This is a genomic window from Bartonella sp. HY406 (assembly GCF_025449315.1).
Lineage (GTDB): Bacteria > Pseudomonadota > Alphaproteobacteria > Rhizobiales > Rhizobiaceae > HY038.
The window spans coordinates 1-17,563 of record NZ_CP104894.1 but is presented as its reverse complement, the minus strand read 5'-3'; the positions used below and the strand labels follow the sequence as shown (position 1 = coordinate 17,563).

At 39.4% G+C, this 17,563-nt stretch carries 15 protein-coding genes and 1 pseudogene; 6 read left to right on the top strand and 10 right to left on the bottom strand.

What is annotated here, in order from left to right:
• Window positions 1-3 precede the first annotated feature (3 nt).
• The 7 genes from rfbD to N6B01_RS13820 form a co-directional block, all read right to left on the bottom strand.
• Window positions 4-861, bottom strand: a complete 858-nt coding sequence (gene rfbD, locus N6B01_RS13850; protein WP_262080822.1) for a dTDP-4-dehydrorhamnose reductase — start codon at window positions 859-861, stop codon at window positions 4-6.
• Window positions 862-865: 4 nt separating this feature from the next.
• Complete coding sequence (rfbB, locus tag N6B01_RS13845; RefSeq protein ID WP_262080821.1) at window positions 866-1,909, bottom strand: dTDP-glucose 4,6-dehydratase; 1,044 nt, start codon at window positions 1,907-1,909, stop codon at window positions 866-868.
• Between the two features lie 12 nt (window positions 1,910-1,921).
• Window positions 1,922-2,476 (bottom strand): dTDP-4-dehydrorhamnose 3,5-epimerase, encoded by a 555-nt coding sequence (rfbC, locus tag N6B01_RS13840; protein WP_262080819.1) that lies wholly within the window; start codon window positions 2,474-2,476, stop codon window positions 1,922-1,924.
• Window positions 2,469-3,350 (bottom strand): glucose-1-phosphate thymidylyltransferase RfbA, encoded by an 882-nt coding sequence (rfbA, locus tag N6B01_RS13835; RefSeq protein ID WP_262080818.1) that lies wholly within the window; start codon window positions 3,348-3,350, stop codon window positions 2,469-2,471. The genes rfbC and rfbA overlap by 8 nt, the downstream gene beginning before the upstream one ends.
• Window positions 3,351-3,528: 178 nt before the next feature.
• A complete protein-coding gene (locus N6B01_RS13830) occupies window positions 3,529-5,841 on the bottom strand; it encodes a rhamnan synthesis F family protein (RefSeq protein WP_262080817.1) in 2,313 nt (770 codons plus the stop codon).
• Between the two features lie 1,356 nt (window positions 5,842-7,197).
• The gene (locus N6B01_RS13825) at window positions 7,198-8,550 is read right to left on the bottom strand and encodes an ATP-binding protein (RefSeq protein WP_262080815.1); all 1,353 of its coding nucleotides are present in this window, start codon (window positions 8,548-8,550) and stop codon (window positions 7,198-7,200) included.
• Entirely contained in the window at window positions 8,547-9,278 is a 732-nt protein-coding gene (locus N6B01_RS13820; RefSeq protein WP_262080813.1) for a response regulator, read from the bottom strand. The genes N6B01_RS13825 and N6B01_RS13820 overlap by 4 nt, the downstream gene beginning before the upstream one ends.
• Window positions 9,279-9,419: 141 nt before the next feature.
• Between N6B01_RS13820 and N6B01_RS13815 the strand changes: the two genes are divergently transcribed.
• From N6B01_RS13815 to N6B01_RS13790, 6 genes and pseudogenes are all read left to right on the top strand, one after another.
• Entirely contained in the window at window positions 9,420-10,220 is an 801-nt protein-coding gene (locus N6B01_RS13815) for an MtnX-like HAD-IB family phosphatase (RefSeq protein ID WP_262080811.1), read from the top strand.
• Window positions 10,217-11,167, top strand: a complete 951-nt coding sequence (locus N6B01_RS13810) for an alpha/beta hydrolase (protein ID WP_262080809.1) — start codon at window positions 10,217-10,219, stop codon at window positions 11,165-11,167. The genes N6B01_RS13815 and N6B01_RS13810 overlap by 4 nt, the downstream gene beginning before the upstream one ends.
• A complete protein-coding gene (locus N6B01_RS13805; RefSeq protein ID WP_262080808.1) occupies window positions 11,164-11,532 on the top strand; it encodes an EamA family transporter in 369 nt (122 codons plus the stop codon). Before N6B01_RS13810 ends, N6B01_RS13805 begins: the two co-directional genes overlap by 4 nt.
• Window positions 11,533-11,931 carry a DMT family transporter gene (locus tag N6B01_RS13800; protein ID WP_182419884.1) on the top strand — a complete coding sequence of 133 codons (399 nt, stop codon included), beginning with the start codon at window positions 11,533-11,535 and terminating at the stop codon, window positions 11,929-11,931.
• Window positions 11,932-11,961: 30 nt separating this feature from the next.
• On the top strand, window positions 11,962-13,251 hold the full coding sequence (locus tag N6B01_RS13795) for a DegT/DnrJ/EryC1/StrS family aminotransferase (protein WP_262080807.1): 1,290 nt from the start codon (window positions 11,962-11,964) through the stop codon (window positions 13,249-13,251).
• A gap of 555 nt (window positions 13,252-13,806) precedes the next feature.
• Window positions 13,807-14,271 (top strand): annotated as a pseudogene (locus tag N6B01_RS13790) (IS1595 family transposase); the annotation flags it as partial.
• Here the strand turns inward: N6B01_RS13790 and N6B01_RS13785 are convergent.
• The 3 genes from N6B01_RS13785 to repA form a co-directional block, all read right to left on the bottom strand.
• Complete coding sequence (locus N6B01_RS13785) at window positions 14,229-14,660, bottom strand: hypothetical protein (protein WP_262080805.1); 432 nt, start codon at window positions 14,658-14,660, stop codon at window positions 14,229-14,231. The pseudogene N6B01_RS13790 and the gene N6B01_RS13785 sit on opposite strands and share 43 nt — an antisense overlap.
• Before the next feature lie 462 nt (window positions 14,661-15,122).
• The gene (repB, locus tag N6B01_RS13780; protein ID WP_262080804.1) at window positions 15,123-16,157 is read right to left on the bottom strand and encodes a plasmid partitioning protein RepB; all 1,035 of its coding nucleotides are present in this window, start codon (window positions 16,155-16,157) and stop codon (window positions 15,123-15,125) included.
• Window positions 16,158-16,253: 96 nt separating this feature from the next.
• On the bottom strand, window positions 16,254-17,444 hold the full coding sequence (repA, locus tag N6B01_RS13775) for a plasmid partitioning protein RepA (protein WP_262080803.1): 1,191 nt from the start codon (window positions 17,442-17,444) through the stop codon (window positions 16,254-16,256).
• Window positions 17,445-17,563 lie beyond the last annotated feature (119 nt).

Here is a 17,563-nt window from a genome sequence, read left to right as displayed (position 1 = left end):
AAATTAACGGGTGAGATAGTCTTGCCAAGGCGCAATTGGTAAGTCAAATACTGACTTTACCTTGCTATTATCAAGCTTTGAATATTGCGGGCGTTTTGCTGCTGTCTTATATTCGCTAGCAGGAATAGCTGTAATATTTGGAATTTTACCAGTTTGATTATGCTTTGACGCAAAAATTTCTGCAGCAAAATCTGCCCAATTGGTATAACCATCGGCAACAAGGTTAAAAATACCGCGCCAATTCTCTGCACATTCGCCTTTCGATATTTTTTGCGCAATGGTAATGGCAGATGTTGCAATAAAATCAGCACTTGTCGGCGTACCCCATTGATCCGCCACAATTCTTAACTGATCATGGCTTTGAGCAAGGCGCAACATGGTGTTTAAAAAATTATTGCCATAACGGCTATAAACCCAAGCGGTGCGTAAAATGACATGATTGGGATTAGCGTCATGCACCGCCCATTCGCCTTGCAACTTAGATAATCCATAAATATTGACTGCACCAACCTGATCATCTTCCTTATAGGGTGTTTTACTTGCACCATTAAAAACATAATCGGTCGAAATATGGATAAGTGGAATATTATGGGCGGCAGTTACTTCCGCCACATATCGCGCACCATCACGATTAACTAAAAAAGCTTGTGCGATTTCTGTTTCAGCCTTATCCACCGCCGTATAGGCAGCAGGATTGATGACACAATCTGGTTTATGCGCATCTATAGCTTTTTCAATTGAAGCTTTATTGCTAATGTCTAATTCTGGTCTACCAAGCACAACAAGAGATACATTACTTGAATTTTGGCCTTTCAATGCTTGCGCAACTTGGCCATTTTCACCAGTAACCAGAATTTTCATCAACTCAACCCTTTTTGGCTAGTTTCGCACGTTGTAATAATGGCTCCCACCACCATTGATTTTTTAAAAACCACTCAACTGTCTTTTCAAGACCGGTTTCAAATGTTTCTTGTGCATGCCAATCCAACTCATTTTCAATTTTAGTCGGATCAATAGCATATCGACGGTCATGCCCTGCCCGATCAGTTACAAAGCTAATTAATTGATGATAGGATTGTCCATTGCTTCGTGGCTTTTGCTTATCAAGAATATCGCAAATTGATTTCACCACTTGCAAATTGGTTCGCTCATTTTTACCACCGACATTATAGCTTTCGCCGACTTTGCCTTTTAACACAATGGTTTCAAGCGCCCGTGCATGGTCCTCGACATAAAGCCAATCGCGAATATTCTCGCCTTTTCCATAAATAGGTAGTGGCTTTTCAGCAAGAGCTGATAAAATAACCAAGGGAATAAGCTTTTCAGGAAAATGGAACGGACCATAATTATTGGAACAATTGGAAAGCACTACCGGCAGACCATAAGTATGGTTCCAAGCTCTAACCAAATGATCGGACGCTGCTTTTGATGCAGAGTAAGGTGATGATGGGTGATAGGGCGTTTCTTCGGTGAAAATACCTTCATCAAATGGTAAATCACCAAAAACTTCATCGGTTGAAATATGATGAAAACGAAAGGCTTTTTGCTTATCCGCATCAAGATTTTGCCAATAAGCACGAACAGCTTCCAATAGATGGAATGTACCAACAATATTGGTATCAATAAAGGCATCAGGACCAGAAATTGAGCGGTCAACATGGCTTTCAGCTGCAAGATGCATCACCGCCTCAATAGACTGGCCAACCAACAAAGCGCCAATGGCATTTCTATCAGCGATATCCAATTGATGAAATTGATAATTTTCAGAATTTTCGATCGATTTTAAAGATTGTAAATTACCTGCATAGGTTAATTTATCAATATTAAAAACCTCATGACCTTGGGCAACAAGATGCCGACAAAGAGCAGAACCAATAAAACCTGCACCACCTGTAACCAAAATTTTCAAAATAATAGTCCTTTAATCAAAAATATCAGCGCCTTTTAAAAAGGGCGCATTTAAATCCTTTTCGGATAATACAAAATTAGCAGCATTTAAAGGCCAATTAACTGCAATATCAGGATCATTGAAACGAATCGCCCGATCGCATTGAGGCGCATAAAAATCGGTGACTTTATACAAAAATTCGCAATTTTCCTCAAGAGTCAAAAAGCCATGAGCAAAACCGGGCGGAATATAAAACTGGGTCCAATTATCGGCCGATAATTCGACACCAGTCCATTGCTTAAAAGTCGGTGAGCTTTTACGAATATCAACAGCAACGTCAAAGACTCGTCCCTTAGTTACACGAACCAATTTACCTTGGGCATGGGGATGTAATTGATAATGAAGCCCGCGCAAAACTCCTTTTTCTTTAGAAAAAGAATGATTATCCTGAACAAACTCAGCATCTATACCCGCCTGTAAAAACAAACGCTTATTATAGGTTTCTGAAAAAAAACCACGATTATCACCAAACTGCTTTGGACGAATAATTAGCACGCCATCAAGAGAAATTTTTTCAACATCAAGCATTTTTCAACTCATGAATACGGCGTTTCAAATAAGCGGCATAATCAGTTTTTCCAAGATTATTAGCCCGCTCAAGCACTTGCTCGGCGCTAATATAACCTGCTTCATAAGCAATTTCTTCAGGGCACATAACTTTGATCCCTTGCCGCTTTTCGATAGCCCGAACATAGGATGAGGCATCATGTAAACTATCGTGTGTCCCTGTATCAAGCCAAGCGTAACCGCGCCCTAATTGCACAACTCTTAGTTGATTGTTTTTAAGATAGATTTCGTTAATATCAGTAATTTCAAGCTCACCACGCGGCGAAGGCTTAAGATTTTTTGCAAATTCTACCACTTTATTATCATAAAAATAAAGTCCAGTTACCGCCCAATTAGATTCTGGTTCAACCGGCTTTTCAACAATTGATGTTGCAATACCTGAGGAACTATCAAAACTAACCACACCATAACGCTCTGGATCATCGACATGATAGGCAAAAACTGTTGCCCCAGTTTGATGGCTACGGGCATTTTTAAGATGAGATACAAGATCATGACCAAAAAATATATTATCGCCAAGAATCAAAGCCACATCATCGCTACCAATAAATTCTTCACCAATAATAAAAGCTTCAGCAAGTCCATTTGGATGGGCCTGCTCGGCATAGGACAGTGAAATGCCATAAATGCTGCCATCGCCCAAAAGCCGCTGAAATAAAGGTAAATCATGCGGCGTTGAGATAATTAATATCTCTTTAATGCCAGCTAGCATCAACACACCAAGCGGATAATAAATCATCGGCTTATCATAAATTGGCATAAGTTGTTTAGATACACCAATTGTAGCTGGGTATAACCGAGTACCACTACCACCTGCGAGAATAATACCTTTCACTTTGCCTATCCTTTTTTGTAATAAACCTTTTTAATTCAATAACAGTTTGATTATATTTGTCACCAATTTTTTCATCAATTTTAAGGGAAATTTTGAATTAGACATTACACTTCGCTTTAATCATAAAGCTTTCTTTCATGAAAAGTCAATAAATCCCTTCTTAAACCAATGATGCGTTTTATCGTTTAATATCACCAAACATCACACAAACTATCTTTTTGGAGATTTTCTCATTCATCACACCAAAAAGACGCTCTATAGCATGCAGATTAGTACCATCAAGGGGAAGCGGTTCACTCATATAGTCAATCCAATCAAATTCCAGGTCAAAAAATGGCTGCATTAAATCACTTCGCGCCCAAAACATCGTGCCAACAGGAAAATTAATATAATGGGGTAATTTGTTAATACCAAGGCGCGGTGCTAGTCTTTTAGCTTCAGGACGATTTTTTGCCCAACTAATGCCGTTGCGATCATCTGGAAAAACAAGATTTATATTTTTGTCATTATACAGCGTCTGAATAATTGTATCCGCGGCATTAATTTTCTTTCCATCACCCAAGAGATTGGTTGTCAAATATTTTCCCCATAATTCGGCATATGAGCGATCATCAATATGCACACTATGTTTTGTATGCAAATGGCCTATAATATCGTAACCATGACGCAATTGTTCCCGGAACAAAGTTAGCAAAGGCCCAATATCCCGCCCACGATTTGGCGCAATCAAAATCGAGACCTTAGCAGGGTAGTTTTCTAACAATTTTTCAGCAAACGTTTTAGCTGCTTCATCCTTGACACTGATGAATAAATCTGGCCGCACTTCATTGACCAATAATGCATTGATCATAACGTCCAATTTTTCAACATAATAGGCATGAATCTGCAAAGCAATTTTTTGATTAAGCGCGGCTTTTTCAATTTTAATAGGCTTTGTCAGCATCTCCCACTGCCAAGGACCATTGGGCTTGCCGGCTTCAAGATAGTGCAAAAACGGGTCTTTGCGCATTGGGCCAAGATCATGATATTCTGCATAAATTCCGGGTTGAAAACCTGCACAAGGACGGCGTGGATACACACCGCTTTTCCAACTGCGGATATATTGTTTTATAGTTGCACGTGTAAAAAGCTTAGAACTATCCCCCGACCAAAATTCAAAATCAAATTCCTTTTTAGCAAAAAGCTCTGATGCATCTTTGTCTTCTTGTCTAATTTGTTCAGCAGCAGCGTTGCCAATTGCCGCTAATTCTTCAACAAACTGCGCAACGCCGCCGATATTGCGGCTTACTTCAATAAATTGATCTCTACTGGCTTTAGGTATTGAATATAAGTGATCGTGTAAGTTTTTGATAAATTGCTTAGGATCATTTTGATCTAGTAAATAATTATCATCAAGTTCATTTTGCCGATAAAGAGTCAATAATGGTAAAGTTGTGTTGAGAGCAAAAACCGCTTTTCCAGTTTGTAAAGCAGATTTCACCTGAGACATTTTATTTGCAAAACGAGATGTATCGAAAAAAATCTCAGCCTTTTGATAATAACTAGCCATTGCACTATTTTTAGATATGACGCGGCAGGAATTATCAGCCCTTTGTATTTGCAACCAATTCTGATTTTGTTCAAAACGGCTAAAATTGTTAGCCTGATTTGAAGATCGTAACCAAACAAATTCGGTATCATCATCAGCATATTGCTCTTTATAAAGACTTGCAGTCTTTGCAAAAAGATCAAAACCATCAGCAAAGGACACATCTCCATAGCCAATGACAAGTTTAGAGTCCGACTTATTCGGAGAGAAAACCACATTTTGGGATGCAGATGATAATATGCTCACTTGGTCAGGATAGCCATACATATAATCATATAGCACTTTTTCAGCATAGCTTTCACTCGTGTACACCACGCGCGTGGCGCTGCGCAATCCACGGGACAAATCGCATTTACCAAAGGCAAGATTTTCGCCGATAATAAGAATATTAGCAATATTTGCTTTTTCAAGGTTCTTGTAAAAAAAACCACCTTCATAAATATTAGAAACCACAAATTTCAAATTGGGTGTTGAGCATAACTGTTTTATAAAACTGGAAGTATGTTTGCCACCACGGTCAAAAATCTTATTAAGAATAAACCAATTGCAATAAGGAAGATATATTTCGTTTAAGTGATTGGAATTAGATACGACAACAATATTATGATTTTCTGACAGCTTCTTTATCGCTTCGAAAAAAAATAGACTGTCATGTTCATCATCACAGCAAAATACAATCGTTTCAAGATTATCATTCAAGCAGTTTTTTTTAACAAAATGAGACGTTGTATATAATCGTCCTTCATGGCGACCAATACTGCGATAATGCCGACGGGGAGATTTACCGGATATGGAAACATCTTCATATAAATATTGATAAACTGAAGAATTAAAATCCCACGGCAAACGCCGCCGCTTAACGGTAAATATATTTAATAAAAAATCTTTAACTGACAAAACCATTATCTTACACTTAACTACTGCAACAGCCTTCAAACACTATTATATCAATATATAGAATGAGTTTCCAAATTAGACACCATAACATTCAAAAATATTTCGTCTCATTTTGATTTAAATATCAAAAACCTTTTACTTTTTATAGGTCTAATCTATAAATATCAAATTCCTAAAATACGCCATCATAAAAAAATGACACTATATTTTCTTTTCACCAAACGCTTCATTTGCACGAATATAATTAGATTTACAATAGCAGATGCATTGATATTTTAAATATATTCTAAAATAAACTATATTTTGATTGATTACAAAATTTTGCATAGTCCCTTATATGAGGCATAAAATACAAAGCATATTCATAATGATGAAATTATTAAATTGATTTTATATTGCAAACAGTACCGCCTACGCTTTTCGATTAAACAGACTCGTAAGAACATATCATCAAATTATCGCGAACGACTATAAAAAAGTTGAAATGGCAAGATAGACTTTTTCTGAAACCATTACTAAATATTAAAATCATTAATGATAGTTAACATGCAAGCCATTAAAGTCGTTATTTATAGAAACTATTTTCAATATATAGACTATATATTCAAAACCACAAGGGCAGTCCGAATTTATAGTTAAGAATTAATAATTAATATTTTTGTTATATTTTAATTTTTACAGCTTATGGAGAAGGAAATGGTTGACGACCTTACAGATGAACAATAAGAGCGTTTAGCACCGCTTATTCCTTATGAAACAGTCAAAGGACGATATTCTTTGCGGATTGAAAAGGGTATCTTATTTGAACTCTTAGAGAAAATTGATGTAGAGCCGGATATGGCATGAATGATGCTTGATGCAATAAATGTTCGTGCTCATGCACAGGCTGCAAGAGCGCATAAAAAAGGGGGGGCGCTCCAAGTGCGGTTTTACCAGTAAAATACGTGTTGCTTGTGATGCTTTGGGACGCCATTACGTATAATTGTGGCTTCAAACTATTTTAACTTGCGAAATTGCAATGACATCACGCGTCTTAAGGAGCTTGTTAAAGGTTTTAAAACAAACTTTCTGCTTGCGGATAAGGGGTATGATAGCCTCCTATTCTTGACATGGTTAATGTTGCACAAGCAATAACGGTGGTCGCACAGCGCGTGAGCATTAAATGTCGCCGCCCTTTCGATAGGCACATCTATATAGCACGTCATATTATTGAATTTTTTTAAAAAACTTAAACAATTCAAACACTTTGCAACCCGATATGATAAACACTTACAAAATTGCTTTGGTTTCATACAAATCGCCGCGATCTGTATTCAACTCAACCAGTTTATTCTTAACTAAAAGATAGGCTCTAAATCCACTTTAATTGCCAAGTCGCAAGACAAACCGTGCGCCGCCAAGTGGGCTGGTAACCACAAATGCAGAACCATGGTGAAGTTCAGCAATGACCCGCACAAAGGAAAGCCCTACGCCATAGCCGTTTTTAATGTCGGCCTTATGCACATCCATACGATAAAAAGGCGAAAAGACTTCCTCACGAAAAGCGTCCGGCACGCCTTCGCCATCATCGTCAAGCTCAAAAATTACCGCATCACCATCTTTGATAACATGCAAAACGGCTTTTGATTTGGCGTATTTAAAACAGTTTAAAATAATATTGCGCAGCGCAATAGTTCCAAGTTCTAAATCAAACTCGCCAACAATATCCGGCACGTTTAAAACCAGTTCAAAATTTTCTGGCTTTAACGGCTTAAGTTTAGCCACCAATTCTTCAACCCAATCCTTAACCATGACCGGAATTGGATTGGTTGGTGCTGATTTATTGTTAAGGCGGAAATAATCAAGCGATACTTTAATCAGCCCCTCAAGCTCGCTAATATCATGCTCGATACCCTCGTAAAGCTTTTCTTTTTCATCTTCTTCAGCTTCGTCAAGCATGGAAAGAGCAAAACGTAAGCGAGCAAGCGGCGTTCTAAATTCATGCGCCATGGTATGACGCATCACATCACTATGATTAACCAGTAATTCAATGCGGGTGGCCATATCATTAATCACATGGCCAATCATTTTAAGCGGTTCAGTATGAATGCGCGGTACTCTTGCAGAAAGCTCCCCCTTGCCAAGGTCAAAAGCTGTACGCCTGATCATCATTGCTTCACGCCATGTACGGGCATAAGCAATATAAAGAATGGCAAAGGTAATCAATGCACTGACCATTGCCCAAAGCCCAAGCAAGGTTAAAAATGCACTGGCATTAGCTTCCAAAACATCTGAAACAATGAGCGGACCCATTTCCAAGTAACCGCCATTATCAAGACTGGCATAAAGATAGCCATCCTCAAAAGCACTTCCCCCCGTTTCAAGCTGTTCACGCACATCTTGCGAATAAATAGTGCCCGGCGGTGAATAGGCAAGACGGAAGGCAAATTGCGGCTGCAATTCATTTAAAACGACTGCGGGAGACACATTTTTTTGTTCATTAATTTCTTCTTTAATGAGAAAAATAGTACCTTGATGCGTGCTACGCTCGACATATTCATCTTCAAGAATACCAGTAATTGAAGAGGGCAAGGCGTCAAATAATTGCAGCGTCAAATAAGCAATAGCACTTTGCGCTAGCAAAAGGCATAATAATACGGCAATAGCACGCAATAAATTATAAAATTTATGGCGGAGTTTTTCCCGCTCTACCTTTTCGCTCGCCCGCGTTTTCATCTTTCTTGCGCCTGCAAAAATAAATAGCCTTTTGCACGCACAGTTTTGATAAATTGCGGATCATCAGGATCATCTTTAAGGCGTTTGCGTAAGCGCGATACCCTTGCATCAATGGAGCGATCAAGTCCGTCAAATTCAATCCCGCGCAGAGCATTTAAAATATCATCGCGTGATAGGATTTGTCCTGCTTGGCTGGCAAGCAACCATAAAAGATCAAATTCTGCCGTGGTAAATTCTAGTTTTTCATCACCAAGGGTAACAAGGCGGTTTTCATCATCAATTGCTAATTGACCAAAATGTAACACACTAATTTTTGGCACATCTTTAACAAAGCCATTGGCTTGTTCGACCCGTTGGGGTTCGCCTTCCTTGCGGCGTAAAAGCGCCCTGATATGGGCAAGCAAGCGGCGTGGCTCGACGGGTTTTGACAAATAATCATCAGCGCCAAGTTCTAAGCCGACAATTTCATCAATATCGTCTTCACTGGCGGTCATGATGAGAATAAGCCCATCATAAAAGCTGCGCGCATCGCGGCAAATATCAAGACCCGATTTACCTGGCAACATCACATCTAAAATAACAAGATCAGGCTTATGAGTTGCTATAGCATTTTCCGCCGTGTCACCACGGGAATGAATAGTTACATCATAGCCTTGTTTGCTTAAATAGGCCATCACAAGGTCAGCAAGGCGTTGATCGTCTTCAATTATTAAAATGTTTTTATTCATCTTGCCATATTTGGTTACAGAGTTTGGTTACATAAAAGCTACAAAGATCTTATATCAGTTTATATGTAGATAGCATAAGTTATGGCAAGTGTTTAAGTTTAAAACTTTGACTTTTTTAAGCCGCAGGAAAAACCATAACAAATGTATAAGCAAAATAAAAATTTTTCCCCCTTAGCTGTCAATAGCTTTTCGATGACAAATATCGACACTATGAAGCTAAATAGTCGTACAACTATATTAATCGATTTTGACGGTACAATTTGTTATCAAGATGTCACCGATTTATTGTTGAATAAATTTGCTTTGCCTGGTTTTGAAGAATTAGAAAATTTGTGGCTTTCTGGCGCGATTGGCGCACGAGAATGTATGGAAAAGCAAGTTGCGCTTATCCGCGCTACGCCGCAACAGCTTAATAGCGCCCTCAATGAAGCGCAAATTGATGTGGCTTTTAAACCATTTCTTGACATGGTTAAACGACAAGGTGCTGCGGCTCAAATCGTTAGCGATGGACTTGATTACAGCATCAACCATATTTTAGCGCATAGTGGCATTAAAGATTTGCCAGTTTATTCCAATCATCTTGTGCATTTAGGGGGCGAAAAATGGAAATTGGAATTTCCATTTAAGGCCAATAATTGTCCATCAGGTCATTGCAAATGTCGCCGTTATGACCCATTGCCACTTACCCCTTTTGGTAAAACTATTTATATTGGTGATGGCACGTCAGATTTTTGCCCATCGCAAAAAGCGGATTTTGTACTGGCTAAGGGTAAACTTGCCGATTATTGCGAAAAACACGCCATTGCCCATATGCGAGTGAAAGATTTTTCACAAATTATGGCGCTTTGGCCAGATTTGATGGTTGAATTGTCCAACACTCATTCAAATGAGATGGGCGCCCATAGCTTTACCGCACAAAAGGCGGCGCGGATAGCATCATGATTAGCGATGTTAGTTTTTACATGCCGGGTGGGCGCGCCGGTGTTATGCTTATCCATGGCTTAACCGGCACCCCTACCGAGATGCATATTCTTGCCAAGGGCTTAAATAAGGCTGGCTTTAGCGTTTTTGGCATGCAACTTGCTGGTCATTGTGGTGATGAGGCAGATATTGTTAAAACCAATTGGCGAGACTGGTACCAAAGCGTTAATGATGCGGCAGATGCATTTTTGGAGCATGTTGACACATTATTTGTCGGCGGTCTTTCGATGGGTGCATTACTGGCACTTAAACTTGCAGCAGAACGCCCCAAGGATATTGCTGGTGTTGGTGTTTATGGCGCAACGCTTATTTATGATGGTTGGAGTATTCCCTATCTCATACGCCGTACACAATTTCTTATTCTTTGGCTTTATAAAATGGGGTTATTTCATAACCGCGTTTTTATCGAGCGCCCCCCTTATGGCCTTAAAGATGAGCGTATTCGCAAAACCGTTGCCGACAGCATGTTTTCTGGTGAGAGCACCAAGGGCGGTCTTGCAGGAAATCCATTTCCGTCTTTGGCAGAAATGATGATGTTGGTCAAAAATATGCGCCCGCAAATAGATGAAGTTCGCGCACCCTGCCTTGTTATGCATTCGGCTAATGATGACATTGCCAATATTAAAACCAATGGTGGCTATATTGCCGAGCACGTGGCTGGACCGGTTGAGTTTGTTCCGCTTGATAATAGCTACCATCTTATCACTATTGATCGCGACCGAAAAAATGTGATTAATAAAAGCGTCGAGTTTTTTTCAAAGCTATGCGGCGACACTCAATTGGACATAAATGATTTGCCTGAAATTATTCCCGCGCCTTTTTCTCCTGTTTTTGAAAACATGAACTTACAAGCTGCAAACCAATTAACAGCAAATCAACCGACAGTAAATCAGGGCAAGAACACATGAATTGGCTCGTTTTAACCCTATGGCTTGCTAATGTTGTTTTTGACACAGTTGGCCAACTTGCATTTAAAGCCGCGGCAACAATCCCTGATGATGAGGAAGAGGAACCTGGCCTGAAAGCCTATTGGCATGCCTTGGTGCGAAAACCAATTTTATGGGTTGGTATTTTTGCCTATGTGGGCGAATTTTTCCTATGGCTCGCATTTTTAACCCTTGTGCCCCTATCAGAAGGCATATTGCTCGGCTCAGTTAATATTATCGTTATCATGGTCTTGGGCCGTATCTTCTTTCATGAAAAACTCACCCCGATGCGGATAATCGGCATTAGTTTGGTTGCACTTGGTGTTGCAGTTGTGGGAGCATTTTAAATGCGGCGTTTTTATATTTTAGGGTTTTTCTTTTTGATGATGTTCGATACCGTCGGGCAAATTAGCTTTAAGCAAACTGCAATGATTGCTGAGCCCTTGGAGTTAAGCCTTGACTGGTTTTGGCGGATTATTTCCCATCCTTGGGTCTATTTAGCCATATCGGGCTATATTGGTGCGTTTTTCACTTGGATGACCTTGCTGCGCCGTGCACCCGTTGGCCCAGCCTTTGCTGCCAGCCATTTAGAAGTGGTAACGGTGATGATTGCTTCCGTCATTATTTTTGGTGAAAATGTACCCCTTAGCCACATTATCGGTGCAATTTTGATTGTTGGTGGTATTATCTGCCTTGCCTTTGCCGAACGCGATGAATTGGAAAAGCAAAAAACCTCGCCAATATAGTCGAAACAAGCTTAATCGAGGAGTATAATTTTGCCGTTACTTTTTACCTCGAAAAAACAGCACCTAAAAATTTTGACAAGTGACACAATTTATGGCGAGTTGCCGCCAACGGCAGGCCTACCGCTTGTTTCAACAGATTTTTTTGGTAAAGGCGGCGATATAGCTGAAATCATTGCGAAGCAATTTAATTTACCACCCTTGTTGCTTGAATGTTCTGGTACAGCATCTTTAATTATTGCGCTTGAAACTTTAAAGCGCTTAAATAATAAGGATGATCTTACCAATACCCGCAATGAAGTAATTATTCCCGCCTTTAATTGCCCTTTAGTGCCGCTTGCCATTCATCATTGCGGCTTAAAGCCAATTATTTGCGATACCGAAAAAAATAGCTTCGATTTTTGTTTTGAACAATTGCAACAATTGGCAAATCACAAAACCCTTGCCATTCTTCCCACCCATATTGGCGGCCGCCTTGCTAATGTAGAAGCAAGCCTTAATATCGCGCGTAACATTGGTGCCTATATTATTGAAGATGGCGCGCAGGCGCTTGGCGCAGAAATTGGGCAAAGCGGCGATATAGCATTTTTTAGCCTTGCGGTTGGTAAAGGTTTAACTCTTTTTGAAGGTGGTTTACTAACCGCAAAAGACCCTAATTTATTTCACCAACTGCAAATAACCCATAAAAACCTTGTAAAGCCAAATTTTTTCGCTGATAAAATAAAACTTGCGCAATTAATTGGATATTATTGCTGCTATAATCCACCTTTGTTAGAGCTTTTTTATGGGCTTGGCCGGCGCAAAGCGCTAAAAAAACACGATTACATTAATGCGGTTGGCGATTATTTTGATCCAGAAATACCAATTTTTGAGGTTGGCAAAAAGCGCCGCGAAATTGGGGCAAAAGCTGCGTTAAGATTGCCGGAGTTTTTACAAAAAACCAAGATGCAAGCCTTAAAACGCATCGAGATTTTGGAAAAGAACCCCATTTTACACGAATTTGGCGTAAAAATCGTTAAAGGTGCGGATGCAGCAAAGGGCACTTGGCCTTTTATCATGGTATTAATGCCAAGCGATGCTAGCTGCCAAAAAGCTATGGAGCGGCTTTGGCCGTCCAATTTGGGGGTAACACGACTTTTTGTGTCATCAATCCCCAATTATGATTATCTGCAACCAATATTGGGTAAAGATAATAGCTCAAATACAACAGCCAATGCCGATGATTTTGCAAAAAGAATGATAACTATTACTAATAATTATCGATTAAATGATGATAGTTTTATGCAAATTGTTCAAGTACTTGAAAGTGCCTTGATTAGCTGATCATTGGCTTTTTAGCAACTGCTTTGGCAGTTTATTCTAGGCTCATTCATTGATGATAAATATAACGGCTGAGGCAATGCCATATTGCTGAGAAAATTATGAGAGCAACTTTATTTAAACATATCTTGCTGCAATGAGCTGCCAATTTTTAAGTTTTACATACAAGTTCTCAACTTTGTTTCGCAATTTGTAGGTTGTTATGTCAAAGCCGATGCGTGTTTTTCTACCTTTTTGAGAAAATACAGCACTTAATTTTTCTATCAAATAAGATTTGCCCGAACTAGCCACTGTCAACATTTTTGTCAGCAACGAGTTCTTGCTAAAACATTTATTATTTCAATTTCTTCTAGCCTATCAGCTAATTGTATAGCTGTATAGGTTGTAAAAGGTCCACCATTAAACACTAGCTTTCCAACTGAGGCATTAACTGAAAAAAGTTATTGTGCCACTTTTTTATCAATCATTTCAGTATATATTCTCTTTAACGTACCACAATAATAAGCTTGCTACCAATAGCAGGTTAAAATGATGCAACCGCCATTGATAGACTAATTCCTGCTAAAACGTAATGGAAAAGTTCATGCTTTTCCTATACCAAATGCCCGTACTGAAACACTTTTACCGATTATTAGGCAATCAATTAAGCCAGATTCCATTGTTTATCGAGATAAGCTTTTCTGCCTATGATGTTCTCGATGTATCTGAATTTCACCATGAGCGGATCAACTATTCAAAAACCTTTGGGCAAAAACCCTTATGGATGGGCACAATCATAACAATGGGATCGAGAACTTCTGGAGCCAAGCCAAGTAACATATGCGCTGTTTTAATAGCATCCCAAAAGAGCACTTTCACCTCTACTTAAAGGAGTGTGAATGGCGTTTTAACTATCATTCAACACAGGAATTGATTAAACTATTGTCAAGCTTTATGAAAAAATTATACTTAACCCTTATCTATGCCAGCCCTTATTTTTTTTACATAATTTTATTTTTGTACTTTGGCAGCTTGGACAAATAGTCAAAAAACCAATATTCTCTTAAGTGTCCACTTTCGTATTCGCTTTGGCATTTTTTATCCATATAAAAATTGACACCATTACCTAGAAAATCACCAAGAGCTGTAAAGCGATCTGGATCGAATAAGCCATGTAACCAAGTTGGAATTTGATCTATTGTTACGCCTTGCTTTATGCATACGGCAAATTGGTCCTCCAATATCAAAGTGGGATCGATAGAAATTGTGCCAAAGACAAATTCCTCATCGAAAAATATACCATCTATATCATCGACAAAATCGAAGAAAGGTGTAAATTTAACGCTCGGACTTTCGATAGTATAATCAAAATCTTTATTGTCTGAATAATTTTGGTCCAGTGTACGAAAATCAAAAAAGATAACGATCACCAACAGGCGTACCAAACTGGAAATCAAATTGACCGCTACATTCTGTTAGTTTTTTTAGCAACATGTTTTTTGACATATTTTCGAAATAGCCGCTAAATTCAAAATTCACGCTTTTTGGGCTAGACCAACCTTTATGCCGCAATGTTGCTTTTTGATGGAAAGAGCCACGTAGAAAAACCTGCTGATATTTAGTAAAAATTCTTAATATATAGCGGTAAATATCGCTACGAGATGGACTCTTTGTCTTAAACCTAAAATAAAAATTCGTTGACATTATCGCCTCTTAATCGGCTTGGCTCTTTGAAATAAGATAGCTTACCTAAAATTAGAGCGTTTTTTAAAAAAGTGTGAAGCGGTTTTCGGACAAAAAACGCGGTGTAAACAATGAATTAGAGCGCCGATCTGATCCAATCAGATCGAAATGCGCTCTAACAACACTAGTATTTATCTATCTACTTTGTGGTATTAACTCTTTTGAGAGTTTAAATAATCTTCATAAAACTTTGATAAATTATTGCCGATCCATTCGCCAAAGGCTTTGCTATCCGCGTGATTAAATTCCAAACTAAGAGCTTTTGGCTTTGGTTTAATCGCCACATCAATTTTTTTGTCATCCGACTGCCAAGCTTTAACCGCACTTTTCACATTGTCGCTCGTTTGGCCTTTTGCCTTTGATTTTGCATTGGTTTTAGCGGCAGATTTCTTTTGATATTTTACCAAATATTGATGCAAATCATCAAAGCGCTGCTCATAGCCAAGGGCGATAAACTCATCAGTTTTAACATATTCAAGGGCACGGTCTAAAAATGCGGGATTTAAAATGATTTGGCGCAGACTTAACCACTTATCACGACCGATATTTTTTGCCGCACCAAGTGCAGCTAGCAAAGCTTGCGGCATAATTTCCATAACGCTTAGCATTTTGGATAGCATGGCATCATCAAGGCTTAATGCTGATTTAATCACTTGACGCGATAGGCCACGCGCTGCAAGATTTTGCGCGAAAAATGCTCGTTCAATGAAGGATAAATTAGCCCGTGCCGAATTTTCTTGCCCCTGTGCCACGGCAGATGCCACATCATCAAGGCTTTTTACCACAGCCTTAACTTGCAGCCCTAATTCCTTTGCCACTTGCGCCCGCCTATGGCCAAACACCACCATATAACGCCCTGCTTGCTCTTCATGGGGGCGCACCAAAATCGGCGATAACTGCCCTTGCTCTTTGATCGCTTCCAGCAATTCGCGGTAAGCTTCGTCATTTTGTGACAAGCGATCAGACACAAAAGACGCATCTAACAAATTGGGATCAAGCGTGATGATTGTTTCACCATCCATGAGCTTCTTGGTATTTTCTGCCATTTCCTCAATTGAGCGCACAACCGCTTTAGCAGCACCGGTCATAGCATAACCGGTTTTGCTTGCCTTGGGCCGATTAGCTTCTACTTCTTCTTTATTTAAAGATGACATATCAAGATTGGCAAAGGGATTTTTACGCGACATGATGATGATCCTTTAATCGGTTGCAAGAGCTGCTCAAAAGGCGCAACTTATTTATTTTATTTATCGATTTTACAATAAAAACGGCTGACAAAAAATTCATACCCTGCCCCAATGCTGGTGGATAATGTCAACAATTTCACTATTGGCAGAGTTTAAACTTTCCATCGCCCGATCATAGGTAGCACGCACAAATTCGCCGCGCTCCACCTCATAAAGCGTTTGTTTTTTAATGCTGGCATCTGCGATAGCTGTCGATTTTAAAACCGGATTTTTAAGCATATTTGCAGCAAACATGCTTTGCATAAAACCAACCATCTGCGCTTGTGGAATATCGGTTGGTTCAAATCGGGTAACAAGATAACGAAACCAGTTTACCTTAATTTGCGCACCGGCATCGGCGACTGATGTCATAATGCCGCCAAGCATCATCAAAAATTGCGACATTGACATGATATCAAGCATTTGCGGATGAATGGTAATTAAGATCCCCGTCGATGCCATAAGCGCAGTAATGGTTAAATAACCAAGTTGCGGCGGACAATCAATCACCACCACGTCATATTGGTCATCAACTGATTTTAGCGCATTGGCAATGCGAATATGGAAAAGCCGCCCCTCTTCCCCCTTTTTGCCTGAAATCGCAAGTGGCACATCATATTCATATTCTTGCAGCATCAAATTAGCCGGTACAATGTCAAGGCCGGGAATATTGGTGCTTTGGATAATGTTGGAAATTGGCACGCGTTCATCATCAAAACGCAATGCTTCATAAAAGGATTGCGTGTCATCCATTTCTGGTTGAATACCAAAAAGCGAGGTTAATGATGCCTGTGGATCAAGATCAACCGCCAAAACACGGTGGCCAGTCAAGGCCAAATATTGCGCTAAATGAGCAGCTGTGGTGGTTTTGCCGCTACCACCTTTAAAATTTACCACCGACACGACTTGCATAGCCTCGCCCTCGCGGCGGCGCGGCACATAAAAGCGTTTGTCAGATTTTTTATTGTCTTCCAAATAATCACGCAAAGCAAGCATATCATTGGCGCTGTAATAGCGACGGCCGCTAATTGTTTCGACCTGCGGGCCCTTACCCTCAATATTTAATTGCCGCAAATGACTTTGGGTAACGCCAATTAACTGCGCAACTTCAGCAGTTTGAAACTTGCGTAAACCTTTTTTAGCATCGGGCGGATATTGCTGCATGCGCAACATATTTAAAGCACTGGAGATTTTTTCGCCCTGCTCGGCAATAAGATAATCGAAACGATTTGCTTTATCAGTAGTCATTTTGGCAAATAAATCCCTTTTGGTGATATTTTCGCAAAAATTGCAAAAATACGAATATTTACGAAAATATAGCCGATAATTTATTAATAAAGCAATAACAATTTCGATAATTTGGTAAA